Annotated in this window: 27 protein-coding genes; 20 read left to right on the top strand and 7 right to left on the bottom strand. The window is 46.1% G+C overall.

Annotated elements, in window-relative coordinates:
- The first annotated feature begins 3 nt into the window (after nucleotides 1–3).
- From B2W60_RS01925 to B2W60_RS01890, 8 genes are all read left to right on the top strand, one after another.
- Nucleotides 4–855 carry a hypothetical protein gene (locus tag B2W60_RS01925; RefSeq protein ID WP_292361580.1) on the top strand — a complete coding sequence of 284 codons (852 nt, stop codon included), beginning with the start codon at nucleotides 4–6 and terminating at the stop codon, nucleotides 853–855.
- A gap of 90 nt (nucleotides 856–945) precedes the next feature.
- Complete coding sequence (locus B2W60_RS01920; protein WP_292361579.1) at nucleotides 946–1,536, top strand: DUF5610 domain-containing protein; 591 nt, start codon at nucleotides 946–948, stop codon at nucleotides 1,534–1,536.
- Nucleotides 1,537–1,703: 167 nt separating this feature from the next.
- Nucleotides 1,704–2,366 (top strand): SDR family oxidoreductase, encoded by a 663-nt coding sequence (locus B2W60_RS01915; RefSeq protein WP_292361578.1) that lies wholly within the window; start codon nucleotides 1,704–1,706, stop codon nucleotides 2,364–2,366.
- A 25-nt stretch (nucleotides 2,367–2,391) separates the two neighbouring features.
- Nucleotides 2,392–3,609 (top strand): RNA polymerase sigma factor, encoded by a 1,218-nt coding sequence (locus B2W60_RS01910; RefSeq protein ID WP_292361577.1) that lies wholly within the window; start codon nucleotides 2,392–2,394, stop codon nucleotides 3,607–3,609.
- Nucleotides 3,610–3,720: 111 nt separating this feature from the next.
- Complete coding sequence (locus B2W60_RS01905; protein WP_292361576.1) at nucleotides 3,721–4,158, top strand: YybH family protein; 438 nt, start codon at nucleotides 3,721–3,723, stop codon at nucleotides 4,156–4,158.
- Between the two features lie 10 nt (nucleotides 4,159–4,168).
- Nucleotides 4,169–5,005 carry a YciI family protein gene (locus B2W60_RS01900; protein ID WP_292361575.1) on the top strand — a complete coding sequence of 279 codons (837 nt, stop codon included), beginning with the start codon at nucleotides 4,169–4,171 and terminating at the stop codon, nucleotides 5,003–5,005.
- A 1-nt stretch (nucleotide 5,006) separates the two neighbouring features.
- Nucleotides 5,007–5,381, top strand: a complete 375-nt coding sequence (locus B2W60_RS01895) for a YciI family protein (protein ID WP_292361574.1) — start codon at nucleotides 5,007–5,009, stop codon at nucleotides 5,379–5,381.
- Between the two features lies 1 nt (nucleotide 5,382).
- Entirely contained in the window at nucleotides 5,383–5,853 is a 471-nt protein-coding gene (locus B2W60_RS01890; RefSeq protein WP_292361573.1) for a VOC family protein, read from the top strand.
- On the opposite strand, the gene B2W60_RS01885 is transcribed toward B2W60_RS01890, so the two are convergent.
- Nucleotides 5,838–6,839 (bottom strand): permease, encoded by a 1,002-nt coding sequence (locus B2W60_RS01885; protein ID WP_292361572.1) that lies wholly within the window; start codon nucleotides 6,837–6,839, stop codon nucleotides 5,838–5,840. The two genes, B2W60_RS01890 and B2W60_RS01885, sit on opposite strands and share 16 nt — an antisense overlap.
- A gap of 101 nt (nucleotides 6,840–6,940) precedes the next feature.
- Here B2W60_RS01885 and B2W60_RS01880 point away from each other — a divergent pair, with 101 nt between their 5' ends.
- Both B2W60_RS01880 and B2W60_RS01875 read left to right on the top strand, forming a co-directional pair.
- Nucleotides 6,941–7,264 carry an ArsR/SmtB family transcription factor gene (locus B2W60_RS01880; protein ID WP_292361571.1) on the top strand — a complete coding sequence of 108 codons (324 nt, stop codon included), beginning with the start codon at nucleotides 6,941–6,943 and terminating at the stop codon, nucleotides 7,262–7,264.
- 128 nt (nucleotides 7,265–7,392) lie between these two features.
- On the top strand, nucleotides 7,393–7,734 hold the full coding sequence (locus B2W60_RS01875; RefSeq protein ID WP_292361570.1) for a zinc ribbon domain-containing protein YjdM: 342 nt from the start codon (nucleotides 7,393–7,395) through the stop codon (nucleotides 7,732–7,734).
- Nucleotides 7,735–7,798: 64 nt separating this feature from the next.
- On the opposite strand, the gene B2W60_RS01870 is transcribed toward B2W60_RS01875, so the two are convergent.
- Nucleotides 7,799–8,041: a DUF4282 domain-containing protein gene (locus B2W60_RS01870; RefSeq protein ID WP_292361569.1), complete on the bottom strand. Its 243-nt coding sequence runs from the start codon at nucleotides 8,039–8,041 to the stop codon at nucleotides 7,799–7,801.
- 235 nt (nucleotides 8,042–8,276) lie between these two features.
- On the opposite strand from B2W60_RS01870, the gene B2W60_RS01865 reads away from it, so the two are divergent.
- From B2W60_RS01865 to B2W60_RS01855, 3 genes are read left to right on the top strand one after another with little or no spacing between them, the layout of a single operon-like run.
- A complete protein-coding gene (locus B2W60_RS01865; protein ID WP_292361568.1) occupies nucleotides 8,277–9,617 on the top strand; it encodes a paraquat-inducible protein A in 1,341 nt (446 codons plus the stop codon).
- Nucleotides 9,610–11,283: an intermembrane transport protein PqiB gene (pqiB, locus tag B2W60_RS01860; protein WP_292361567.1), complete on the top strand. Its 1,674-nt coding sequence runs from the start codon at nucleotides 9,610–9,612 to the stop codon at nucleotides 11,281–11,283. Before B2W60_RS01865 ends, pqiB begins: the two co-directional genes overlap by 8 nt.
- A 12-nt stretch (nucleotides 11,284–11,295) precedes the next feature.
- Nucleotides 11,296–11,883: a PqiC family protein gene (locus B2W60_RS01855; RefSeq protein WP_292361566.1), complete on the top strand. Its 588-nt coding sequence runs from the start codon at nucleotides 11,296–11,298 to the stop codon at nucleotides 11,881–11,883.
- Nucleotides 11,884–11,926: 43 nt separating this feature from the next.
- Here B2W60_RS01855 and B2W60_RS01850 read toward each other — a convergent pair whose 3' ends face one another.
- The 5 genes from B2W60_RS01850 to B2W60_RS01830 all read right to left on the bottom strand — a co-directional run bounded on the left by B2W60_RS01850 (nucleotide 11,927) and on the right by B2W60_RS01830 (nucleotide 18,044).
- On the bottom strand, nucleotides 11,927–13,288 hold the full coding sequence (locus tag B2W60_RS01850; protein WP_292361565.1) for an NAD-dependent succinate-semialdehyde dehydrogenase: 1,362 nt from the start codon (nucleotides 13,286–13,288) through the stop codon (nucleotides 11,927–11,929).
- A 24-nt stretch (nucleotides 13,289–13,312) separates the two neighbouring features.
- A complete protein-coding gene (doeA, locus tag B2W60_RS01845; RefSeq protein WP_292361564.1) occupies nucleotides 13,313–14,572 on the bottom strand; it encodes an ectoine hydrolase in 1,260 nt (419 codons plus the stop codon).
- Nucleotides 14,569–15,849 (bottom strand): aspartate aminotransferase family protein, encoded by a 1,281-nt coding sequence (locus B2W60_RS01840; protein ID WP_292361563.1) that lies wholly within the window; start codon nucleotides 15,847–15,849, stop codon nucleotides 14,569–14,571. Before B2W60_RS01840 ends, doeA begins: the two co-directional genes overlap by 4 nt.
- A 33-nt stretch (nucleotides 15,850–15,882) precedes the next feature.
- Nucleotides 15,883–17,061 (bottom strand): N(2)-acetyl-L-2,4-diaminobutanoate deacetylase DoeB2, encoded by a 1,179-nt coding sequence (gene doeB2, locus B2W60_RS01835; protein ID WP_292361562.1) that lies wholly within the window; start codon nucleotides 17,059–17,061, stop codon nucleotides 15,883–15,885.
- A gap of 242 nt (nucleotides 17,062–17,303) precedes the next feature.
- The gene (locus tag B2W60_RS01830; RefSeq protein ID WP_292361561.1) at nucleotides 17,304–18,044 is read right to left on the bottom strand and encodes a ferredoxin--NADP reductase; all 741 of its coding nucleotides are present in this window, start codon (nucleotides 18,042–18,044) and stop codon (nucleotides 17,304–17,306) included.
- 203 nt (nucleotides 18,045–18,247) lie between these two features.
- Here B2W60_RS01830 and B2W60_RS01825 point away from each other — a divergent pair, with 203 nt between their 5' ends.
- From B2W60_RS01825 to B2W60_RS01795, 7 genes are all read left to right on the top strand, one after another.
- Entirely contained in the window at nucleotides 18,248–18,889 is a 642-nt protein-coding gene (locus tag B2W60_RS01825; protein ID WP_292361560.1) for a 2OG-Fe(II) oxygenase, read from the top strand.
- 3 nt (nucleotides 18,890–18,892) lie between these two features.
- A complete protein-coding gene (locus tag B2W60_RS01820; protein WP_292361559.1) occupies nucleotides 18,893–19,261 on the top strand; it encodes a YidH family protein in 369 nt (122 codons plus the stop codon).
- Between the two features lie 9 nt (nucleotides 19,262–19,270).
- On the top strand, nucleotides 19,271–19,603 hold the full coding sequence (locus B2W60_RS01815) for a DMT family transporter (RefSeq protein ID WP_292361558.1): 333 nt from the start codon (nucleotides 19,271–19,273) through the stop codon (nucleotides 19,601–19,603).
- Between the two features lie 73 nt (nucleotides 19,604–19,676).
- A complete protein-coding gene (locus B2W60_RS01810) occupies nucleotides 19,677–21,935 on the top strand; it encodes a lipopolysaccharide kinase InaA family protein (protein WP_292361557.1) in 2,259 nt (752 codons plus the stop codon).
- 66 nt (nucleotides 21,936–22,001) lie between these two features.
- Nucleotides 22,002–22,247 carry a DUF6868 family protein gene (locus tag B2W60_RS01805; protein WP_292361556.1) on the top strand — a complete coding sequence of 82 codons (246 nt, stop codon included), beginning with the start codon at nucleotides 22,002–22,004 and terminating at the stop codon, nucleotides 22,245–22,247.
- A gap of 99 nt (nucleotides 22,248–22,346) precedes the next feature.
- Entirely contained in the window at nucleotides 22,347–22,760 is a 414-nt protein-coding gene (gene rnk, locus B2W60_RS01800; protein WP_292361555.1) for a nucleoside diphosphate kinase regulator, read from the top strand.
- Nucleotides 22,761–22,788: 28 nt separating this feature from the next.
- A complete protein-coding gene (locus tag B2W60_RS01795; RefSeq protein WP_292361554.1) occupies nucleotides 22,789–23,835 on the top strand; it encodes an META domain-containing protein in 1,047 nt (348 codons plus the stop codon).
- Nucleotide 23,836 lies beyond the last annotated feature (1 nt).

Genomic DNA, 23,836 nt, shown 5'->3' with positions numbered 1-23,836 from the left:
ACAATGCTGTATCAACAACTCAAACAACAGCTTCAAGATAATCGGCAATCCGGTGCCAGTGAGCTGGCTATTGAAACCCTGTCTCATCTGCATGAATTTCTTCAGCAAACTGATACCAAAACTTCAGCAGAACTGGCAAATATTGTAGTGGAACTGAGCCAGATTCGCCCCAGTATGCATGCTGTTACTAACGCATTAAAACGCTGGCTGGCTCAGGTTATTACCCTGCACTTCAATGGCGAGTTTCGTCTACATTATCTGAAACAGCTGGCCGATATTCGCGTGTTATTAATTCAGGCCAGCGATCATGTTGTCGGGCATGCCTGTCAGCTGATTCAGCCTGGTCAAACTATTCTTACGCATAGCCGAAGCTCTCAAGTATTGGCCCTATTCAAGATGCTTAAACAGCAACAAACCGATTTTCGAGTGGTTGTTACTGTCAGTGCACCGGGCAATGAAGGGTTTCTGGTGGCTGAACAACTAAATCATTGGCAGATTCCGGTTTCGGTTATCACCGATGCACAAATGGGAAAGATAATGTCTGACATTGATATCAATCTGGTGGGCTGTGACACCTGGCTTGCCGATCAGTGTTTTGTTAACAAAAGTGGCTCTTATCTGCAGGCACTGGCCGCAAAAGACTGGCACAAACCTTTCTGGGTATTAGCAGATAGCTTTAAAAATTCGGACCAAACCAGCAAAGAGGTGATACTGGAAGCCATGGCTGCCGATGAGATTGGCTGTCCTTACGGAGCATTTATCCAGCCAATAAACCATTATTTTGAAATCATTCCAGAACGACTTATCAGTGGTCGGGTAGATGAAAATGGTCTGCATCCCTGCTGCCCGAATTGATTTTTATCGGCCAAAAAAGCAAATAATAAACTCAAGTTCTGATCATCGCGTCCGCTATAATTTGGGTAGCTCCTTCTAGAGGACAAGAATATGACCATTAATAGTACCCCATTCGGCCAGACTGTCAGTTCCATGGCAAAAGATCCTGTAAACAAACAGGATGGTCCATTTGGACAGCAGGTTTCTGCTCTGGCACAGGAAAAAAAGTTTTCGGTATCCGACACCAACAGCCAACTGAATTTATCCATTCTGCAGGTTTCTTTTAATATCAGTGAGGGCAATGGCGATGGTGCAATGTCATTGCTCTTCAAAACGGCTCTTGAAGGCATTAATGATGTTTTGCGACCCGAACTTGGTGATAACGCGATTCAAAAAGCCTATGAATCAGGCCTTGATGTCTCACCTGAAGCGACTTCAGATCGCATCGTGCAAATGAGCACTGCCTTTTTTGATGCCTATTACAGCACCCGTCAGGACATGCCATTGGATGAAGCCCTGGAATCATTTGTGAAAGTGATTGGTGGTGGAATCGATCAAGGCTTCAAGGAAGCCCGCGATATTCTTGGCGGACTGAAAGTACTTGAAGGTGACATAGCCAGTAATATCGATAAAACCTACGATCTGGTTCAGCAAGGTTTACAGGCCTTTTTGCAAAATTATCAATCTTCACGCGAAGCTTAATCCCCCTTTTACCGCCATCCATTTTGGATGGCGGTTTCGCTCTACCCTCATTTTCATATTGATTCCGCTCTTGAGTTCTACCTGATACTCGCCGTACTCTGTTTTCATGTTCTGAGTATTTCGAAGTTATCTCAGGTCATCCCGTGTTCCAGCCACAGGAGAAGAACATGAATAAAACATTAGTCATCGGCGCAAATGGTCAGATCGGTAAACTGTTGGTACAGATGATGACCGAACAGAAGCTGCCGGTAAAAGTAATGCTACGCAAAGCAGAACAAGCGACTGAATTTGAACAGATGGGCGCTGAAGTGGTGATCGCAGATCTTGAAGAAGAGCTGCCAGATGATACTTTTACTGATTGCGATAAAGTGGTGTTTACCGCCGGTTCAGGCGGCAAAACCGGGGCCGATAAAACTATCCTGGTGGATTTATGGGGCGCCTGTAAATCTATCGATAAAGCCAAACAACACGATATTAAACAATTTGTGATGATCAGCTCACGTGATGCCGGCGATCCGGAACACGGCACGCCCGCCATCAAGCATTACAACATCTGTAAACATTTTGCCGATAAGCATCTTATCGAAAGCCATCTGCCCTACACTATTCTGCGTCCCGGCAGATTAACCGATGGCCCGTTAACCGGTAAAATCACTACCACTCGTCCCGCTGATCAACAACAGCAATTTATTTCCCGGACCGATGTGGCAGCTTGCATTTTACAATGCCTGGATCATTCGGAAACAGTTAATCAGATTGAAGAGTTGTATCAGGGAGAAATGCCAATACAACAGGCTTTTATTAAATCTGTAAAAAACCGTCTGGGTTGAATTGGACTGGCCTTAAAATGCCCAAATGAAACCAATAGTTGATCAAATTTATCACACAGAATCACGACAGATTCTGAGTACATTAATTCGCTTACTGGGCGATTTTGATCTGGCTGAAGAAGCCATGCATGAAGCCTTTGCGATTGCCTTGCAAAAATGGAAGTTGGATGGCGTTCCAGATAATCCGCGAGCCTGGCTGATATCCACTGCTCGCTTCAAAGCCATTGATCAAATACGCCGACAGGCACGTTTTGATTATTCCCTTGATACCATTAATGATGTAATTGCCGCTGAAGATCCCTCGCTGGATGAACAGCAGATTGAAGATGATCCATTACGACTGATCTTCACCTGTTGCCATCCGGCATTAGCCGAAGACGCGCGACTAGCACTGACATTAAGAGAGGTCTGTGGCATGACCACCGAGGAAGTCGCCCACGCCTTTCTGAAAAAACCAACTACGATTGCACAACGAATAGTTAGAGCCAAAAACAAAATTCGTGAAGCAGGAATTCCTTATGAAGTTCCTGAAACTGATCAATTAACTGAACGGCTGCAATCCGTCTTGCAGGTTATCTACCTTATCTTTAATGAAGGCTATTCGGCCAGCAATGGCGAGCAATTGGTTAAACATGAATTAGCCACTGAGGCTATCCGCCTTGGAAAATTATTAAAAAAGTTGTTACCGGAACCGGAAGTAACAGGATTACTGGCATTGATGCTGTTACAGGATTCACGGCGTTATGCCCGGGTGGATACCAACGGCGAGTTGATTACTCTGGAAGAACAGGATCGTAATCTGTGGGATCAACAGCAGATTCAGCAAGGTTGTGAACTGGTAATACAGGCCTTGGCAAGCCAACGATTTGGTCTTTTTACCCTGCAAGCAGCTATTGCCGCCGTGCATGCAGAAGCCAAATCCTTTGAGCAGACGGACTGGCAACAGATTGTAGGGCTCTATGACGCGCTATTGCAATTTAACAATTCACCGGTAATCAGATTAAATCGGGCAGTAGCGATTGCAATGCACCAGGGACCCGCAGCGGGATTAACCATCATTGAAGATTTGCTTACTCAAGGTGAGCTTAACCACTATCATCTGATTTATGCCGCCAAAGCGGATTTATGTCGTCGAATAAATCAGTTTGATACTGCCCGTTTAGCTTATCAACAAGCACTCGCCTTAACCCAACAAGCTCCTGAACAACGCTTTTTGCAAAGACGATTAGACCAATTGGATTAATAAGGGACATACCCGGCATTTAAAAAATATTTCCGTGCTGTCGATTTTGCTGTTTTACATTCGACTAGTTAATAAGACCCACATTGCGGGGCTTTTAAACTGGAGGAAAAGATGAACGCAAAAACTGAAATTGAACACCAACTGGAAAACTGGAAACAAGCAGTTCTCAGCCAGAGCCTAGAAACAATTATGCCTTGTTATGCTGAAGATGTCCGGGCATTTGATGCGATTGCTGAACTGCAATTTACCCATCGCAGCAAGTATGAGACGCATTGGCAAAACTGCTTACAGATGTGCACCATGACGCAATTTGAAATCGGCCAGATTGATATCAAAGTGGATGGTGATCTAGCCGTGTGTTTTTTTCTTAATCAATGTGGCGGTATTGATGATAAAACCGGTGAAGAGCAGGTAGGCTGGGTCCGTGGAACACAGGTTTATCAAAAGCGTGATAACAAATGGTTGATTGTTCACGAGCATTTTTCATTGCCCTTTGATATGGCAACCGGTGCAGCTATGTTCCATCTGACACCCGAAACATCATGGTAAGGAGACCAAAATGAAATTTATGATTTTACGTAAGGCTGATAAACATACCGAAAACGGCGTCATGCCCAGTGAAGACTTGTTATCCGCGATGGGTGACTACAATATGCAACTGGCACAAGCTGGCATATTACGAGCCGGTGAAGGTTTAAAACCCTCTGCTGAAGCCGCCCGTATTCAATTCCAGCAGGGCAAGCCAATCATCACTGATGGGCCATTTACCGAGACCAAAGAAGTCTTGGCTGGCTTTACCATTATTGAGGTTAATTCCAAAGAGGAAGCGCTGGACTGGGTGAAACGCTGGCCGGTGGAAGATGCCGATGGCAATGTTGAACTGGAACTCAGACAGCTCTATGAAATGAGTGATTTTGCTGAAGGTCCGGGCTTACAGAAACATATTGATCTCGACCAGAAACGTCGTAAACAACCGCTTTCCACCAGTTCTTATCTGTTATTTGATGGCAACTGCCGGGAGGCGTTTGAGTTTTATGCCGAGGTGTTAGGTGGCGGTATCGTCATGATGATGAGCGGAGGCGAATCACCCATGGCAGACGACATGCCCGCCGAGTTTGCTGACAAAGTCATGCATGTCTCTCTGCAGGTCGGCAATTGGATGTTAATGGGCTCTGATTGCCCCCCCGGCATGTTTGAAAAACCGCAAGGCTTTCATGTGCAGATTGCTTTTGAAGATGAACAGCAGGCGGAAACCACCTTTAATCAACTGGCGGAAGATGGCATAGTCCAAATGCCATTTGAACCGACTTTCTGGGCTAAACGCTTTGGCATGCTGGTCGATCGGTTTGGCACGCCATGGATGATTAATTGCGGACAATGCTTACAAGGAAATTAAGATGAAATATCTGGCTTTGGTGTACTACCAGGAAAATATTATGAACGCAATGTCTCAGCAGGAATGGGACAGTCTGAATCAGGAATGTATAGCCTGTAGTGAAAAACTGCAAAACAGTGGCCATATGCTGGATGGTTCAGCGTTGCAATCAGTTGAAACCGCGACCACCCTTCGGGTTCGCAATGGCAAGGTCACAGTGACCGATGGGCCTTTTGCCGAAACCAAAGAGCAACTGGCCGGGTTTTATTTACTGGAAGCTCGCGATATCAATGAAGCCATTCAACTGGCCGGTAATATTCCTCCAGCCCGTTACGGCAGTATTGAAATCCGTCCAGTGCGTGAGTTGCAAACCGAGCAAAACATCAGAGGAGGCTGAGATGCAGAAAATCACGCCCTGTCTGTGGTTTAACGACCATGCCCAACAAGCTGTTGCCTTTTATCTGTCAGTATTTGGCGGTGAGGAAGTGGACCGACTGTATTACAACAGTGCAGGTCCTGGCCCTGATGGTTCGGTGCTTTCCATTACCTTCCGCATCGAAGGTCAGGAATTTATTGCGCTGAATGGCGGTGCTGACGTGGCCTTTAATCATGCACTGTCTTTGTTGGTCGGTTGCGAGAACCAAGCTGAAATAGATCGGCTCTGGGAGAGATTGTTAGTCAATGGTGGCAAGACATTGCACTGCGGCTGGGTACAGGATCAGTTTGGCGTGTGCTGGCAGATTGTGCCGACCATGCTGGATAAAATGCTGCAGGATAAACAGCGTGCTCCAGCAGTTATGTCAGCATTACTGTCGATGAACAAGCTGGATATCCTGAAACTCGAAGCAGCCTATCAGAATAGCAAATAAGTCAGATAACCCGCGGCAATAGCCATGGTCATCACCACAGCAACAAAGGCCACTAATAAACGCGTTTTGAATAATGAACGCAATAATATCAATTCCGTCAGACTGGCTCCGGCGCTGCCAATGATCAAGGCCATCACTGTCCCTGCCCCAACGCCTTTGGCTAATAATGAATAAGCCAAGGGAATCACGGCTTCAGCACGGATATACAACGGCACGCCGATAATCGCTGCCAATGGGATAGCGAAAGGATTATCACTGCCCGCATAGTGCTGCAGAAAATCGGTTGGCACAAAACCATAAATCACACTGCCAATCACTATCCCCACCAGTAAATACGGTAATACATCGATAAAATCCGACCAGGCTTGTTTGCTGATACGTTGAAATGGTGTTGTAGCAACCGGTTTATTATCACAACAATCGTCAGATTGGTTTTCAGCTGAGCAACATCCGGTCCCCTTATCTATAGTGTCTGTTGCTGACTCACCGCGACTTGCTGATTCTGCTGATGAACCGCAGCAGAAATCTGCCACTTTACTATTTTCGTAATGCGTATCCCGTACATAGCGTTCAAAGCCAATTTGGTTTAATAACCAGCCTCCACTCACGGAAACGATAAAAGCAGATATGACATAAACCAGCGTCAACTGCATCCCGAACGTCGCGAAAAGCAACACCACAATAATCGGGTTCAGCAATGGCGAAGCAAACAAAAACACCATCATCGGGCCAAACCCGGCTCGGGCTTTAATCAGCCCTTTCAGAATGGGTATGGTTGAGCAACTGCAAAAAGGCGTGATAGCGCCTAAACCTGCTGCAATTAAGTACCCACGACGTCGCTGATGACCGAGCAGACTCTGAATTTTTTCAGCGGGAATTTTCCATTGCACCAACCCCACCAGAACGCTCACTACGAGAAACAAAATTGAGAGTTCAATAGCTAAAAAAGCAAACATCCCTAACGCATCATGTAGATTCTGGCTCATCTTTAAATCCTATATTTCTAGAAAAATAGAAATATAAAATAACTTGCTTGTTTTATCTGTGTCAACTAAATTTCCATAAAAATCGAAATATAGGAGAAATCATGACCCATGACGAAGCAGCTTTGAGTTTGGCCGAGTTAGGCAATAGCAGTCGTCTGGCTATTTTCCGGTATCTGGTAAAAGCGGGACATGAAGGTGTGCCGGTTGGTGATATCCAGCGTAGTTTAGCCATACCGGGCTCTACTCTCTCCCATCATTTAACCAAAATGGCGCATGCGGATCTGATTATTCAGGATAAAAAAGGGCGCAGCATTTGCTGCAAGCCAAACTTTCCTCATCTGGAAAAGCTGATGGACTATCTGAAAGAAGAATGTTGTCAGGGTCATCAACCACCCGAAACCGAAACAAACTCCTGTGATTGTTAACGCATTTTTCGACCCTAACATTGACCAGCGATGCATCTTAATTTTTTGATCATGAGCAAAAAAATGGCCGTTCGCGTACTATATCGCGCGATGCCGCCGACGCGCTGGCTTATTAAATGAGGTTTGAAATGAGTGGTTTACCCAATTGTCCGAAGTGTGATTCTGAATATACCTATCAGGATGGCAATATTCTGATTTGCCCGGAATGCTCTTATGAATGGTCAGCCGATCAGGTGATGGACAAGGGCGAAGCCTCAAATGAGATTATCGATGCCAATGGCAATGTGTTACAGGATGGTGACACCGTAACGGTCATCAAAGATCTGAAAGTGAAAGGTTCGTCATTGGTGGTGAAAGTTGGTACCAAAGTCAAAAACATCCGCCTTGTGGATGGCGACCACGATATTGACTGCAAAATTGATGGCATTGGTGCGATGAAACTTAAATCGCAATTTGTGAAGAAAGTCTGATGTCATGCCGCCTTGCTAACAAAAATGCAAAGGGCTCTGTGAAGAGCCCTTTTTTGTGGACGATTTACTGATCTGCCACTTTTTTCATATTTTCATTGATTTTGAATAATACGATAAGCAGTTCACACCAGATGCGAGCGCCTACGGCACCTGCCAACATGGTAAAGATCCCCATTAAAAAACTGCCAAAGCCTCCAGCGAACATCATGCCAAGACCGGAAACCAGCGCGGCAACTAATAACAACCAGTAAACCAGCGTAATGATTTTCGGTGTTAACATGGAATCGAAAAACAGAATATCTCGCACTTCTTTCTCTCCTAGATTAATGAGTGGATGGCAGTATTCTTTAACCAACATCCTTTTCAGGATTCAGGGGCATCACAGCACCCTATGGCAATAAATGAACAGCGTTTTTAATTCAATGTCATATCAAAAGAACGGTATGTAACCTCTGTCTGCTGATGACCGACATATCTATTACCAATGCGTATAATGCCATTTTTTACCTTTCATTTGTTGGCCGACATCACGGAAAACTGAATTGAAGCACACTGCAACTGCCAATAATCTGTCTGCCGATATTGCCCCGGCATCACCGGAAAGCCGAACTTCGTTAAGAAGAATGCGCGCTTGCCATGAATGTGACTGGGTAGTGGTTTTGCCAACATTACGCCCGGGCGAACATGCGACCTGTCCACGCTGCGGGCATATTCTGGTTCGTCGACACTTTCGTCCTGCTCAGCGCAGCATGGCCTTAGCGTTAAGTGCATTAATCGCTTTGATTCTGGCGATCTCCTTTCCGTTTGTCAGCTTTGAAGCCAGAGGTATTGGCAATAATATTGAACTCACCCAAACAGCGACCAGCATGATTGGTTTTCATCAGCCGCTGGTGGCGATCATTGTGGCCTTAACCATTATCGTATTACCTGCCGTTTATTTATGCGGAGTGATTTGGTTGCAACTGGGTTTACTGCGTGCAGCACCCTTTCCATTCAGCCGTGGCATTGCCCGTTCACTTACTCATCTGAACCCATGGATGATGGCCGATGTGTTTATTATCGCGGCGCTGGTCAGCCTGATTAAAATTGCCGGTATGGCACAGATTATCTTAGGCGTATCATTCTGGGCATTTTGTGCGTTTGCTATCCTGTTATTAATGACGACCCGATCGATTGATGCAGATTGGATGTGGTTCTCACTGGCCGGAGAGCCACAGGCTCCTAAAGCTATTCGCACCGGAGAAACCGCAGCATCTCAAGGCTTGGCAGGTTGTTCAACCTGCGGTTTGATTAACGAACTCGATGACTCAGGTCATGGACATTGTCGTCGATGTGGTGAAGCTTTGCATTTACGCTTACCACACAGCCTGCAACGAACCTGGGCGCTTTTGGCCGCCGCCATCGTGATGTATATTCCGGCTAACGTCTATCCAATCATGACGACAACATTATTAGGACAGAGTAACCCTTCTACCATCATTGGTGGCGTGATTGAGTTATCGCAAAAAGGATCGTGGCCCATCGCCGCCGTGATTTTTTTCGCCAGTATTGTCGTACCGGTGGGCAAAATACTGGCATTAATCTGGCTGTCTATTGTGGTGCAAAAAAGTAGCGAACTGATGGCGAACACAAGAACCAAACTATATCGGATAACTGAATTTATTGGCCGTTGGTCCATGGTAGATTTATTTGTAGTCGCTATACTGGTGGCATTAATCAGAGCCGGTAATCTCATGTCGATTACCCCCGGTCCGGCTGCATTAGCGTTTGGTGCCGTTGTGATTTTAACCATGCTGGCCGCAATGACATTTGATCCACGGTTGATATGGGACTCGCCCCAAACAGCGAGAAAACAGCCGTCCAAGGAAACCATCAATGAGTGATGCACCCGTCACCACCGACGAAAAACCAACTGACCTGCACAAAGCCAGATCCGGCAAACAATCCCGGTTTTCACCTATCTGGATTATCCCCATTGTGGCCTTAATGATTGGATTGTGGCTGATATATGACAATTACACGCGCATTGGCCCCAGAATCACTTTGACCATGGCCAATGCAGAGGGCATCGAAGCCGGTAAAACCATGATCAAAACGCGTAATGTCGATATTGGCCAGGTTGAAAAGGTTCGTCTATCTGATGATTTAACCCACACCCAAATCATTGCCCGTATCAATCCGGAAGCTGAACCAATGCTGGTCGATGATTCACGTTTCTGGGTGGTCAAACCACGTATCGGACGTGAAGGTATCAGTGGACTGAATACAGTACTTTCTGGTGCTTATATCCAATTACAGCCCGGAGAAAGCACTATCGAAGAACGCCAATTTGAGGTTTTGGAACAACCTCCCATATCCACACTGGGTGTTCAGGGCTTGCGCATCAAACTCATCAGCCAACTCGGTAATTCTTTGCGGGTAGGTGATCCAGTAACCTATCAGGGCTTTAATGTAGGCCGTGTCGAAAGCGCAGAATTTGACAGTGAACGCCGGGAAATGCGCCACCAGCTATTTATTGAAAGCCCTTATGATGTTTTGGTCACCGAAAGTACCCGCTTCTGGTCAGCAAGTGGGGTCGATTTAAAACTGGACTCAGAAGGCTTCAAGGTCAATATCGCCTCTATGGAAGCGTTATTAGGAGGTGGCGTCACTTTTGGCGTGCTCGAAAACTTACCGATTGGCGCTCCCGCTGAAGCGGACACTACATTTACCTTGTATGGTGATGAAGAAAGTGCGCGTCAGGAAGCCTATACCCAATACCTTGAATATGTGCTGTTAATTGAAGATACCGTCCGCGGGCTTTCCAAGGGCGCTCCTGTAGAGTTTCGCGGGATCCGCATCGGCACCGTTTCCAGTGTACCGTGGAAGTTCACTTCCCCTGAACGTAATGCGCAGAGTGGCTTTGCCATTCCGGTGTTAATTCGTCTGGAACCCCAACGACTGGGCGGTAATGAAAAAGTTGATATCAAGGAATGGCAAGCTCGATTTGATCGCATGCTCAATGCAGGCTTAAGAGCCACACTTAAATCCGGTAATCTGCTGACCGGTTCGTTATTTGTCGATCTTAATTTTCAGCGTGATGATAAAGTTGAGTTTGTAGCCAGAACGTTTGAAGGTCATCAGGTGTTGCCAACGACTTCAACAGGTTTGGCACAAATTGAACTGAAGGTCTCTAATTTGCTGGATAAACTGAATCAGCTGGAAGTCGAGCCGATTTTAACCGGCATGGATCGTAACCTGGAAAGCTCTGAAACGATGCTGAAAGAAATCCGTGATCTGACAGCCAGCATTCAGACATTGGTCAATGCGTCAGAAACCCAGGAAATTCCAGCCAATATCAATCAGACATTGGCTGAAATTCGTACCACGCTGCAAGGCTTGTCACCTGATTCTTCGGCTTATCAGGAGATGACCGGTACCCTGCAACGACTGGAAAAACTGTTGCGGGATATTCAGCCCGTTGCCAAAACCTTGGGCGAACAACCCAATGCACTGATTTTTGATCGTCGTAACAGCAGCGATCCGTTACCTAGAGCCCCGACTGAATAATCAGGATGTCCCATGTTATTAACATTTTTTAAAACGTTATTTAGCGCTCTGCTTCTAATGAGTCTGGTGGCTTGCACTACCAAACCTGTCAATACTGAGCGTTATAATCTGCCTGAAACTGCTCAAGCTATGACACAGGTTTCAACCAGTGCTGAGCAGGTATTAGTCATTGGATCTATCCGTCTGGCCGAATTTCTGGATAGTGATCGTATTGTGCTACAACTGGACGATATTACCCTGCATCAGGCAAGAGAAAATCTTTGGGCAGAAAATCTGGCTCAACAAATACGTCGTGGTCTGCGTAACCGTTTGAGTTCACAGCTTCAAAATACATTAGTGGTCTCAGATAGCCGTGGATTGAAACAGGATGCGTTAACTTTACAGCTGGAGATTGAACAGTTTCAGGGCCATTTTAACGGCAAGGCCGTCAGCAGTGGACAATGGCAGCTTCAAGACAACCAGGGACACCTGCTGGCTATTTCACCATTCAATATAGAAACCACCTTGGCTACCGATGGTTATCCAGCTCTGGTTCGTGCATTAGGTAGCAATCTGGATAAGCTGGCAGAGCAACTGGCTTCACAAATTCAGCAACGTTGAACTTAATGGGGGTGAACACATTGGTGTCACCCCCGTTAGCAAATTATTTAATCCACACCTGTTTGGCATTCACAAATTCATGAATTCCATGCGGTCCCAATTCCCGGCCATAACCTGAACCTTTGATGCCACCGCTAGGTAAGCGTGGATCGGTTTTGACTATGCCGTTAATCGCGACCTGTCCAGCTTGCAATTGCATCGCCAAATGGCTGGCTAATTCGCTATTTCTGGTCCAGACACTGGCTCCCAGACCATATTCGGTGTCATTCGCCAGTTCTAACGCATGTTCGTGATTTTCGGCTTTTATTACCGCCATAATCGGACCGAAGGTTTCTTCACGAAATGCACACATGGTTGGTGTAACGTCAGTCAATAAAGTGACCGGATAGAAAAACCCTTCAGCATCTGGCAGTTCGCCTCCCAGTAGACATTTAGCGCCTGCGGCTACCGTATCTTCAACCTGCCGATGCAGATTCAATTGCAGATCTTTACGGGCAATCGGCCCGATATCAGTATTGGGCTGCAATGGGTCACCCAATTGCAATTTGCTCAGTCGTGTTGAAAGTAAGTCTATAAAATGATTATAGATTTCAGCTTCGACAATAATACGTTTGGCAGCAATACACGATTGACCGGCATTAATCACCCGTGAAAGACAGACCACATCGGCAGCTGTTTCCAGATCTGCATCTGCAAGAATAATACTGGGATCCGATCCACCCAGTTCGAGTACACAGGGTTTGATTTCACTGCCGGCTATTTCGGCTACTTTCCGACCTGCCCCACCCGAACCGGTAAACGAAATAGCCATGATGCGTGGGTCACGAATGGCTAATTCAACCTCGGGGGTTTCTAATGGCAGATTCACCATAATATTTTCCGGTGCACCAGCTTTAATAAAAGCATTGGCGATGGCCTGGGCGGTTTGCGGGACATTTGGATCATGCTTCATGACGCAAGTATTGCCTGCCATTAAAGCTGGTGCCAGATAGCGAAATGCCAGCCATAACGGTGCATTCCAGGGCAGAATGCCCAGTAAAGTTCCTAATGGCTGATAGCAGACGTAGCTAAGTGATGCATCTGAAGCGATGGTATCCCGAGCGAGAAACCTTTCAGCATTTTCGGCATAAAACTCTGCACAAAGCGCGGCCTTTTCAACTTCCGGTATCCCTTCTTTAATCGGCTTACCCATTTCCAATGCCATCAGTTGTGCCAGATCATGTTTTTCGGCGCGTAATTGTTTGGCAACGGCATGCAATACTTCGCCACGTTCATTAAAACTTCTGTCACTCCATTCGGCAAAAGCCGCATTGGCTTCACCAATACGTGCATACATTTCATTTTTAGTCAGGCAGGGAAAACTGTCGATTTTCTCTCCAGTGAACGGATTGGTTGCTGTTAGCATGTGAACCTCTTTAACTTTTTTTACTTAGCTAGCCGATTTCCGGGCTTGCTCGATTTGCTTATCGGCTTTTGCTTCGCTTTTAGAACTTTGATCCACCGAAATAAGCTTTTGTTTACCCTGATCGGCTTTCACCACAAAATCGCGATCCATGGTAAAAAACGACTCACAACCATCTTCAGTAATGTGGATGGTGTCAGAAATTCCACAGGTTTTATCGCCATCAACACCCCACATCCATGGAATGATATGAAACGTCATGCCGGGTTTAAGTACCGCCGATTCGCCTTGTTTGAGACTGACGATATAGCCTTCATCCCAGCTGGGGGGGAAAGCTATGCCAATTGAGTATCCCGAACGGGTGACCAGCCTCGCACCGATATCATTTTTGGTAATAATATTGCGGATCATATTGTCAGCATCTGACACTGTCATTCCGGGTTGGAAGTTTTTATGTACTGCATCCAAAGCCATTTTCATGATTTCCTGAGCCTTGTACATTGATGGACTCAGTGCTCCTAGAACAATGGTACGCATCATCGCGGTGTGATAACGACGATAGCAGCCACCTACTTCCAGAAATACATGTTCACCGGGTTGTACAATCCGACCTTCCCAGGTGGCATGACCAATCATGGTTCGCGGCCCCGAAGTCACATACGGCATAACGGCTGGCGGTTCACCACCCGCTTTGAACATGGCAGCACTGATTGCGGCACCAATTTCATTTTCAGTGACACCGGCCTGCACGGCGTCAATACCGGCTTGCATGCCAGCTTCAGTGGCTCTGGCCGCATTTTGCATTAACGCAATTTCCATCGGTGATTTGCAGACCCGACCTTCTTCGACAATGCCAAAACAATCCAGCAATTTGCCATCCGTAAGCGTGGTATGAATGCAATCCTGATGATAGGCCGGAAAGAAGTAGCTATTACGCTCATAACCAATGCGTTTTTTATCCAGACCAAATTCACGCAACGCATCAACCAGCATCTGAATCGCATCACCGGTATCCGGATAGGGCCGGGTAATTTCCACCCAGGTCCGATGAATTACATTGGACTCTTCCAGTTTACGGGTAATCATGAACGGTTCATCTTCCAGCGGTACCACCAGCGCCTGAAAGAAGGAATAACCGGTGGTCTGATAATCCGTCAGATACATAATGTTTTCCGGATCGGAAATCACCACGGCATCCATATGCCTTTCGGCAATACGTTCGCGTAATTCACGCAGTCGTCGTTCGTATTCTTCAAAAGGGAAAGTCATATCATCACGCTGTCTCATGCCGCTTCCTCCATTTGCATGACTTTTTCGGTCACTTTCACCAGGATATCCAGACCCGTCTGTAAATCCGCCTCAGGTATGGTTAATGGTGGTATCAGTTTAACCACTCGCCCACCCGTGCCACAGCTGGCAATCATTAATCCGGCATCAAAACACTGATTGACAATGGCTTTGGCTCGATCACCATTTCCAACATCCAGTCCCAGAATCATGCCTTTACCGGTGATATTCACATCTGAATACCTTGCAGCCAGTGGGGCTATGGCTTCAGCCATTAAGTGGCCGTTTTCTCTGACTTCTTTCATTAACACATCATCATCAAAATAGGTCAACGCCTGATCACCGGCCACAAAAGAAATATCCTGGCCACGGAAAGTACCGGTGTGTTCGCCGGGTGACCAATGCTTGTCGAGTTCTGGTTTAACCAGATTCATCGCCATTGGCGTTCCCATACCGCCAATGCCTTTGGCCAGGCAAATAATGTCCGGATCTATTCCCAGATCGTCGAAGCTGAAAAACGAACCGGTACGACCGACACCCACCTGAATATCATCGACAATAAGTAAAGCGCCCACTTCTTTTGCCAATGTTTCCAGTGCCTGCAACCATTCCTTAGAGGCGACTTTAACCCCGCCTTCAGCCTGTATGGTTTCCAGCAGAAATGCTGCTGGTGGAGCAATACCACTGGAGCTATCAGCATAGATAGCCTGTAACTGTTTAATACTCTTCATACCACAGCCCAAATCACAACCCGGACATGCTTTGTCACAACCAAAGGCAAAGTGTTTGACATGGTTCAGTGGCACACCGGCCGCATTACGGAAATATTGGTTAGCAGTGGCACTCAAGGCACCTAAAGTCATGCCATGAAAACCGTGGCTGAAGGCGACAACATCCTGACGTCCGGTGACCCTTCTGGCCAGTTTCATCGCAGCCTCTACGGCATTGGTACCCGTTGGCCCCATAAACTGCATTTTATGAGGCATATTGCGAGGTTTCAGAATGGTATCGGTGAAGTGCTGCATAAACTGCCGTTTGGCAGTGGTATGCATATCAAGACTATGTGTTACACCGTTGGATTGAATGTAATCCACCACCGCTTTGGTCATGCGTTGATTGTTATGACCAAAATTCAATACACCGGCGCCGGCAAAAAAATCGATGTACTCCTTGCCGTTTTCATCAGTCTGCCTCGCATTGATCGCGGTATCGAACACCACTGGATAAACTCGACAATAGGCGCGGATCTCAGACTCTCTTTCTTCAAATATACTCATTTAAATTTCCTCTTGAAACGTCTTACGGACGATTTATGGCAGTTCCTCCGGAACAGGTGCGCCCACTCCAACCAGGCGCGAAAACAATCGTGTGACCGCCGGAATCAGGCGATCGTTAAAGTCATAATGGGGGCTATGGCATGGCGCCTGATGATCAGGACCGTCATCACTGCCAATCAATGCAAATGCACCGGGAATATGTTGCAGGTAATAACTGAAATCCTCTGAAGCCATGATGGGTAAAGTTGTGACAAAATCCAGCGAATCTGCCCCATTTATTTCCTGCCATAACCGACGCATTTGCGTAGATTGAAGCGGATGATTAATGGTGGCGTCATAACGTGGCATTATTTCAACTTCAGCGACCACGCCATAGCTCATAGCCGTTTGCTGACTGATTTCGGTAATCAATTGATTGATCTCATCGCGAGTCTTTCTGTCCGGAACCCGAATACTGCCCCCCATCACAGCATGTTGCGGGATAACCGTTGGTGCACTGGGGGCTTCAATGGAAGTGACACTGATCACCGCAGCTTGCTGGGGTGCCAGACGTCGACTGATGATCTGTTGCAGATTAAGGGTGATAGCACTGGCCGCTAACACCGGATCACGACATAACTCCGGCTGACTGGCATGACCTCCTTGTCCATGCAGGGTGATTTTAAACGTGCCATTACCACACATAACCAAAGTATCGGGGCATAACATTTGGCCGAATGGTATAGCAGGCCAGTTATGCCAGCCATATATTTCATCAACGCCATCAAGCGCACCGTCCTTAATCATTTCTCTTGCGCCATGACCACCTTCTTCGGCTGGCTGGAAAATCAGACTGACAGGACCTTTTAATTCTGCTTCGTGATACTCGAGCCATTTGGCTGCCGCTAACAAGGTTGCGGTATGCCCGTCATGACCACAAGCATGCATACAGCCTTCATTCATTGAACTCCAGGCTTTTAACGTCGCTTCATGAATGGGTAAGGCATCCATATCACCACGCAGGGCAATATGAGGCGCTGCCGTGCCCGTGGGATTAAGAATACCTACCGTTCCGGTACCGGCGCAGCTGCGCCAGGCAATATTCAGTGAACTGAGAATCTCGCGAATACGTTGTGCAGTACGATGTTCCTGCCAGCCCATTTCCGGATGAGCATGGAATTCACGGCGTATGGTTTCAGCTGTGGTGATGGTGTCTTGCCAGACATCTGACATGAGCCCTCCCCTGTTTTGGACCGAGCAACAAAATTGTTTGGTGATCCGTTTTAAAACTTTAGTCAGGTCACAATGTGACTTTTTAGTGCAATTTGCAATGCGCTTTGATGGTATTTCCAGAGAATTCATCTCATCATTGATGATGAGCAATTGCTATGCCATTTGTGACTCATTCACTGAATGTATGGTTCAAATACTCTGTCATTTTGCCCCGTTCTGACTGTAACAAGTAGCGATACTGTCTACCAGTATTTTTCGATACTGATATGCCCGGGATCCCGACGACTATGTTTCTTCAATCCACGTTTTGTTAATACATTCATTGTGTCCTGCACCATATCCGGATTCCCACACAGCATCACGTGACTGTCAGTATCCATCCGTCCGCCAGCACGAAGTTCCAGCTTATTGTTCATAATGGCTTCCGGTATACGACCGGGAATCGCATAATCGCATGGCTCGCGACTGACCATAGGAATATAGCTGAACTGATGGGTATAGTTTTCGGCGATATTACGAACGGTTTGCTGATAGGTCAGCTCTTCCATGTAACGCACGGCATGAACCAGCGTTACCCGTTCAAATTGCTGCCAGATTTCAGACGTTTTAATAATGGATAAAAAAGGACCAATGCCGGTACCGGTTGCCAGTAAAAATAATTTTTTTGCCGGCGGTAACTGCTTCAAGGTTAATAACCCCGAAGCCTTGGGAGCTATCTTAATGGTATCCCCCGCTTTAAGATTGGCCAGTTTTGCGGACAACACTCCACCCGGCACTTCGATAAAGTAAAAATCCAGCGGCCGCTCGCCTGGCGCATTCACCAGTGAAAATGGCCGACTGATCTCTTCGCCATCGATATCCAGTGCCAGGCGAGTGAACTGTCCAGCCTCAAATGCTTCAATTTCGGCATCGACTCTCAGTGAATGCAAAGTGGTTGTCCATTGTTTGTTTTCCACTACAATGCCTTCATTCCACTTGGTCATTTTTCTCTCCTGCATAGCTTGGATCTATTAATTATTTTAGTAGTGACCATAGCAACAACTATGGGGTTGCAGCAAAACTTATCTTATCCCCTTGGCATATATTTTTCTTAGGGATATTCTGGCTTGCAATCAGATTGGCAAGTCATTTTGTATTATCATATTGTGCTTATACGTTCCTTACTATGCATTATCGAGAACACCATATGAACTCAGTACTGGATCTGCAGGCCTTAAGGGCCGCTCCTGTCAACACGGCTCCCTTCCCATTCTTTAAGGTGGAACGATCGATCCGCCCGGAAGCGCTGAAGGGGATTCTTGAGGATTTTCCAAACATTGATGATGGCGGTAGCTTTAATGTAGATGATGTATCGGTTAAACCGGATTTCAAGGCATTCCTGGATTCCATCGACAGCCCTGACTTCAGGCAACTTATTTGTGAGAAATTTGATGTTCAGGTAATGAGTCTGCCGATGATGATGACACTTCGTGGCTACTCAAGACAGAAAGACGGGCGTATTCATACCGATTCAAAAACCAAGCTGGTGACCATTCTCATTTATCTGAATGAGACATGGGATGCAACCACGGGCCGGTTACGGATTTTGAATAATGCCAATGATATGGAAGATTTTGTTGATGAAATCATTCCTGGTCCCGGCTCATTAGTCGCGTTTAAAGTCACTGATAACTGCTGGCATGGCTATCCAAGTTTTGAAGGTACTCGTCGTTCCATTCAAATTAATTTCCTGACGAGTGAAGCCGCTGGCAACAAACATCGTTTCTTCCACAAGCTAAGCGCCAAGCTCAAAAGCTACCTGAGAAAACGTAAAGCCAGGGCAGTTTAGTCTATGTCCTACCTTCAGGATCCACGCGTTTTATTTGCCGCCGAACGTACCTTACTGGCATGGAACCGCACCGGACTGACCTTTATTATGTTCGGATTTTTAATCGAACGTTCCGGCTTGTTGATTGAGGTATTATCGAACGGTGAGGAGCATCTTAATACCACCCTCACATTTCTTATTGGCATCGCATTTATCATGCTTGGCAGTTTTACAACAGTCTATGCAGCCAGGCAGTTTCAACGAGTATTAAAAACGCTTGGGGAATCAGAGTTTCCGGAAGGTTACAGGACACAATGGGGGGCAGTGATAAGTTTAATTGTTGCTTTGTTAGGCAGCTTGTTGGCTATCAGCCTGTTTTTCTCTTACAACTGAGTCTTCCTGATGTCTAAATGGTTACTATTAAGTATCGCTATTATTGCTGAAGTATTTGGCACCAGCTTTCTTAAAGCTTCGGAAGGATTTACCCGATTTTGGCCATCAATAGCTGTTATCCTCGGTTATAGTGTTGCCTTTTATTTTTTAGCCCTGTCGTTAAAAGTTATTCCAGTGGGCATTGCCTATGCTATCTGGGCAGGCATCGGCGTTGTGTTGATAGCATTAATCGGCTGGATTGTATTTGGTCAAAAACTCGATACAGCAGCCATCATTGGAATTTCAATGATTTTAGTTGGTGTGGTGGTATTAAATGTATTTTCCAACAGCATAACGCATTAAACTTCACCTCTGAATTAAGACCTTTTCTTTGCCTCAAATAGCCCACTACCGGGCATGAACTTTCGGATTTTTTATGAGCACGTCGGACAACTCGCAAAACAAGATTGAAAATGGCCCATTAATGGACGCAAATTCACTGGGCAATGCTTTGCGTTATGTATTTGCAGGCCGTTTGGCTTTACCTGACGGTCATTTACCCAAAGCTAAACATATTGTTCCGGTAGATTTTGTTGGCGTCGGTGTAACCACTTCCGACGATCCGGCCGTCGATGACTATATCCTGCAAAGACTGACTGAATTAGAAATTAAACAGGTTCGTCTTGACTACACATACGGTGATGAAGGCGGTCCAGTCACGCGTTTACTGGAACGCCTGCTGGCAACCGACATCAAGGTGTTACTACATTTAGTGCAGCCTTTTAGCGAAGCCCAGCAAATGAAAACGGGTAGCGCACAGCTACGCTGGCGTGATTTTGTACAAACAGTGGCCAGTCGATTTGGTTCAAGAGTCAGTGCTATTGAGGTCGGTTCCACCAGCAATCGTCGTCGTTGGGCTGGCTATGACACCGAGAGTTTTTTTAATGCCTGGCGCATTGCGTTTGAAGAAATCAAATCCCGTAATATAAAACTGGCTGGTCCAAATATTTCTGACTTTGAACCGCTGCACAACATTGCGGTACTGACGCGTCTGCGTCGTGAGAATCAATTACCGGATATTCATACGAATAATCTCTTCAGTGAACGTGTCACCGAACCGGAACGCTTTGACCACCGTATTTTTGGTACCAAATTAGCCATGCGGCTGAAAGTGAACCTGGTTAAAAAAGCAAGAATATTAAAAAAAATCAGCGACGATTTTGGCGTTAAGGAATTTATTTCGCCAGCAGCGTTCTGGACATTGCCGCGTATCCGCCGGGTATTGGTCAATGGTGAAGAGAAACAAGCGGACTATCTGAGTCGTTACCTGACCTTGCTTGCCGCGTCCGGAGCAATGCAGCAAGCCTATTGGGGCCCATTCATCTGCCACCGCGAAGGTCTGATTGATGATGGTTATGAGACTTATCCTGAGCTGGAGAGAATTACACATTACCGATCCGTGCTTGGACAGCGCCAGGATTTTCGGACGCGTCCGGCTTTTTATGCCATGAAAAATTTTAATCGGCTGATACCGGGCAGTCTGTACGAGGGTCCACTCGCCACAGCCGAAGCCATTGAAGTCCATGCTTTCCGCAGCAAAGACAAATTAATTCACGTGCTATGGACGGCCAATGGTCAGGCTATGCCAATGCATGCTTTATATGCTCCGGCACAACTTGAAAATGTTGAAGTCATCACTCGGGACGGAGAAATTGCGGTTGAGAAACCCGAGTTTGTTACCGAAACACCGGTTTTTCTGTGCTGGCCGGCCGGCGCAAAAATTGAACTTAAATCCAGCCCGAATGCGCGTGAACGCGTTTCAGTTTATCGTCATGCACCCGGCAAGAACTTGTATGAGTTTGAACAGGATGGCTGGAAAGGTTTATTAATTGCTGAAAATGCCGAACATGCTGCTGCACTGAAGCAAAAGCTGCATCCAGCCTATTTACCTGAAGCAACCGAAGCAAACACCTTACGCAAAGCCCGTAATGTTATCTGGCGGCTAGATAATATTTTAGACAAACCGATTGTCATCAAAAAACCATTACGTATGCCGCCGCATAAATTGTTATTGGATAAATTCAAGCCATGCAAATCCCGACGCAGCTGGAATGCAGCAGCTGAATTATTACGCCGAGGCATTCCGACCGGACTGCCAATCGCTTATTTTGAACGGGCCGATGATAAAACACTGACCGACAATTATTATCTGTGCGATTTAGTTGAACACGATTTCTCAGCCAGAGACATCCTCACTGCGTTTAATGAAGGTGCTACAGAATATCAAGGTGTCAGCGAAGACCAGCTATATCAGCAACTCAGTCAGTTTCTGTTAGAGCTGCACGGTCGTGGAGTGTTCTTCCGTGATCTGGCAGGCGGCAACATTCTGATCAAAAAACAAGCCGATGCTGAGCTTGAATTTACGCTGATTGATATCAATCGGGCCCGCTTTTTCAATCGTAATGCGACGCTTGCTGAACGTCTGTCTGATCTCACTCGGATCTGCAATAAACTACACTGGCCTGGCAGAGAAAAACTGGTTGGACATTATCTGCAACATACCAAATATAAATTGCCGTTTAACTTTCGTTGCCGTTTGCCGTTTTATCTTTATGATTTTAAAGTTAAATTCAAGCGCCGCTATGGACGCAAAGCAATCAAGCGTCTTATTAAAAAGCTGCGCGGCAACAGGTAAACACCGGCGACTTTTATTCAGCAATAACTCAGCGTAAATTAGGCACTGTTGAAAGGAGTATCTGCAATGACGCTGGAAACAATGACCTTTGTTTTGGGTTGGACCACTGTGCTCAATTATCTGCTGTTGACGCTGTGGTTCATCTTGTTTGCTGTTGGCCGTGACAAAATATATCGGCTGCATAGTCGCTGGTTCACTCTGAGCCAGGAGCACTTCTCACAACTCCACTACTTTGGAATGATGCTGTATAAGCTAGCCATTTTTTTGTTTTTACTGGCACCTTATATCAGTTTGAAATTTGTGCCATCATAATCAGGTCTCGGATTTTCCCCCAACGCCATGAAAATGAATGCCGTCAAACATAGATGGTAGTTTTTTGTGCGTCTTTTAATTTGTTGAATGGAGTTTATTGTGAATACGCAACCTGACATTATTATTTCTGAACTCGATTACGCACGTATCGAAAGCTTACTGCAGGTATCTGCAGGGATACCGGCGAATATTAAAACTGCTTTAGAAACTGAACTGGAGCGAGCTGAACTGGTTGAGCCTGAAAAAATGCCAGCCAATGTAGTAACAATGAATTCACAGGTGAAATTTTCCGTCATTTCCAGCGGAGCAACTTTTACGCTGAAATTGGTCTATCCAAAGGATATGGATGATTCTGGTGACCGGATTTCCATTTTAGCACCAGTAGGCAGTGCCATGCTGGGCTTAAAAGAAGGCGACGAAATCAATTGGCCAGATGGTAATGGTGGGATGTTACAGGTCAGAATAGAAGCCATTGAATATCAGCCGGAGCGTGCAGGTGAATTTCATCGATAGCTCCGGGCAACTTTAACCGGAGTTCAATATGTTGAAGTATGGGTTGATCTTGATGTCATTCCTGTTTATCAGTGCTTGCAGCACTGAACAAGCTGATGAGCGTCATTTGATTACCGACGATTTACCAGTCAGCTACAGCGGCACTTTGCCCTGTGCTGACTGCCCCGGCATTGATTATCATCTCAATTTATTTGCCGACCAAAGCTATTATCTTCAATTGCATTATCAGGACTCAGGCGATAATGCGACGTTTTATCAACTTGGACAATGGCAGCAACAAACGGGTCAGCTCCGGCTACTATCTGACGATCCTCAGCAAACGGCATTCCAAATCGAAAAAGATGGCAGTATCCGTTTGCTGGATCAGGAATATACGTTGATTAATAGTTCGCTGAATTATCGATTACAACGGGAAACACAATTCCGGGCTGTCTACCCTGCTATGCAGTTTCACGGGATGTATAGTTACATGGCTGATAGCGGCATCTTTACAGAATGTCTGACGGGTCAGCGCTGGTTTGTTGCTCAGGAAGCAGATAATGCAACACTTGAATCGCTTTATCTGGAGTATGCGGAAGAGGTTAATCAACCTTTATTAGTTGAGGTGACGGGTTACCTGGAGCCTCGTGCTAATAGTGATACTGGCGAAATTCAGCCAAATCTCATCGTCACGAGTGCCGACGATATCTGGCCTGGTGAAACCTGTGGCGAGCTGGGCTATAACGAAAACCTGCTCAACACCTATTGGAAACTGACTCGTTTGAATGATGAGCCGGTAGAAGTATATGAACAGCAACGTGAACCTTCAATTATTTTAGCCAGTGAAGAAAACCGTCTCTCCGGATCGGATGGTTGCAACCGGATCATGGGCAGTTTTCAACTTAGGGAAGACAAGCTGAAATTTAATCGTATCGCCAGCACCATGATGGCTTGCTCTGAAGGCATGGAAACGGCTCAGGCAGTCCATTTTATGCTGGAAAAAGTACGTTACTGGCAAATTGAAGGTCAACATCTTGAGCTGGCTGATGTGGAAGGTAATGTAATGGCCCGATTTGAAGCAGTACATCTGCAATAAT

Origin of the sequence: Methylophaga sp. UBA2496, assembly GCF_002341635.1 — a bacterium.
GTDB lineage: Bacteria > Pseudomonadota > Gammaproteobacteria > Nitrosococcales > Methylophagaceae > Methylophaga.
This window is presented reverse-complemented; position numbering and strand designations above follow the sequence as displayed.

What these genes read in the sequence shown, in the direction of transcription:
- B2W60_RS01925 (WP_292361580.1), top strand. Translation starts at nt 4, where the DNA reads ATGCTGTATCAACAACTCAAACAACAGCTTCAAGATAATCGGCAATCC.
- B2W60_RS01920 (WP_292361579.1), top strand. Translation starts at nt 946, where the DNA reads ATGACCATTAATAGTACCCCATTCGGCCAGACTGTCAGTTCCATGGCA.
- B2W60_RS01915 (WP_292361578.1), top strand. Translation starts at nt 1,704, where the DNA reads ATGAATAAAACATTAGTCATCGGCGCAAATGGTCAGATCGGTAAACTG.
- B2W60_RS01910 (WP_292361577.1), top strand. Translation starts at nt 2,392, where the DNA reads ATGAAACCAATAGTTGATCAAATTTATCACACAGAATCACGACAGATT.
- B2W60_RS01905 (WP_292361576.1), top strand. Translation starts at nt 3,721, where the DNA reads ATGAACGCAAAAACTGAAATTGAACACCAACTGGAAAACTGGAAACAA.
- B2W60_RS01900 (WP_292361575.1), top strand. Translation starts at nt 4,169, where the DNA reads ATGAAATTTATGATTTTACGTAAGGCTGATAAACATACCGAAAACGGC.
- B2W60_RS01895 (WP_292361574.1), top strand. Translation starts at nt 5,007, where the DNA reads ATGAAATATCTGGCTTTGGTGTACTACCAGGAAAATATTATGAACGCA.
- B2W60_RS01890 (WP_292361573.1), top strand. Translation starts at nt 5,383, where the DNA reads ATGCAGAAAATCACGCCCTGTCTGTGGTTTAACGACCATGCCCAACAA.
- B2W60_RS01885 (WP_292361572.1), bottom strand. Translation starts at nt 6,839, where the DNA reads ATGAGCCAGAATCTACATGATGCGTTAGGGATGTTTGCTTTTTTAGCT.
- B2W60_RS01880 (WP_292361571.1), top strand. Translation starts at nt 6,941, where the DNA reads ATGACCCATGACGAAGCAGCTTTGAGTTTGGCCGAGTTAGGCAATAGC.
- B2W60_RS01875 (WP_292361570.1), top strand. Translation starts at nt 7,393, where the DNA reads ATGAGTGGTTTACCCAATTGTCCGAAGTGTGATTCTGAATATACCTAT.
- pqiB (WP_292361567.1), top strand. Translation starts at nt 9,610, where the DNA reads ATGAGTGATGCACCCGTCACCACCGACGAAAAACCAACTGACCTGCAC.
- B2W60_RS01855 (WP_292361566.1), top strand. Translation starts at nt 11,296, where the DNA reads ATGTTATTAACATTTTTTAAAACGTTATTTAGCGCTCTGCTTCTAATG.
- B2W60_RS01850 (WP_292361565.1), bottom strand. Translation starts at nt 13,288, where the DNA reads ATGCTAACAGCAACCAATCCGTTCACTGGAGAGAAAATCGACAGTTTT.
- doeA (WP_292361564.1), bottom strand. Translation starts at nt 14,572, where the DNA reads ATGAGACAGCGTGATGATATGACTTTCCCTTTTGAAGAATACGAACGA.
- B2W60_RS01840 (WP_292361563.1), bottom strand. Translation starts at nt 15,849, where the DNA reads ATGAGTATATTTGAAGAAAGAGAGTCTGAGATCCGCGCCTATTGTCGA.
- doeB2 (WP_292361562.1), bottom strand. Translation starts at nt 17,061, where the DNA reads ATGTCAGATGTCTGGCAAGACACCATCACCACAGCTGAAACCATACGC.
- B2W60_RS01830 (WP_292361561.1), bottom strand. Translation starts at nt 18,044, where the DNA reads ATGACCAAGTGGAATGAAGGCATTGTAGTGGAAAACAAACAATGGACA.
- B2W60_RS01825 (WP_292361560.1), top strand. Translation starts at nt 18,248, where the DNA reads ATGAACTCAGTACTGGATCTGCAGGCCTTAAGGGCCGCTCCTGTCAAC.
- B2W60_RS01820 (WP_292361559.1), top strand. Translation starts at nt 18,893, where the DNA reads ATGTCCTACCTTCAGGATCCACGCGTTTTATTTGCCGCCGAACGTACC.
- B2W60_RS01815 (WP_292361558.1), top strand. Translation starts at nt 19,271, where the DNA reads ATGTCTAAATGGTTACTATTAAGTATCGCTATTATTGCTGAAGTATTT.
- B2W60_RS01810 (WP_292361557.1), top strand. Translation starts at nt 19,677, where the DNA reads ATGAGCACGTCGGACAACTCGCAAAACAAGATTGAAAATGGCCCATTA.
- B2W60_RS01805 (WP_292361556.1), top strand. Translation starts at nt 22,002, where the DNA reads ATGACGCTGGAAACAATGACCTTTGTTTTGGGTTGGACCACTGTGCTC.
- B2W60_RS01795 (WP_292361554.1), top strand. Translation starts at nt 22,789, where the DNA reads ATGTTGAAGTATGGGTTGATCTTGATGTCATTCCTGTTTATCAGTGCT.